General features: G+C 32.8%; 1 pseudogene. It reads right to left on the bottom strand.

The window, feature by feature from the left end:
* Positions 1–314, bottom strand: a pseudogene (locus H1S01_RS21040) (DNA mismatch repair protein MutS); the annotation flags it as partial.
* Positions 315–329 lie beyond the last annotated feature (15 nt).

Here is a 329-nt window from a genome sequence, read left to right as displayed (position 1 = left end):
ACAATATTTAATCTGTCGTTGATTTGTTGTTTATTAATTAATGGACGATCAATCCACTGCTTTAAACGTCTAGCACCCATCGGTGTTTTTGTCTCATCCATTAACCATAACAAAGTCCCTTTTTTTGATTTTAATCGTATGCTCTCTGTCAGCTCTAAATTTCGCTTCGCATAATAATCCATCTTCATATAATCAACTGCAGCATATTCAATTACTTCCTCAATATGAGATAAATCTCGCTTTTGTGTGTGATGAATGTAATCTAACAATAATTGAGTTGTGTCATGCATTAACTGATGTGTCAACTGATTCATATCATAATCTTCATC

Source organism: Heliobacterium chlorum (genome assembly GCF_014502795.1).
Taxonomy (GTDB): domain Bacteria; phylum Bacillota; class Desulfitobacteriia; order Heliobacteriales; family Heliobacteriaceae; genus Heliobacterium; species Heliobacterium chlorum.
Note: the sequence above shows the minus strand (reverse complement) of the source record. Positions and strands in the feature narration are given on the sequence as shown.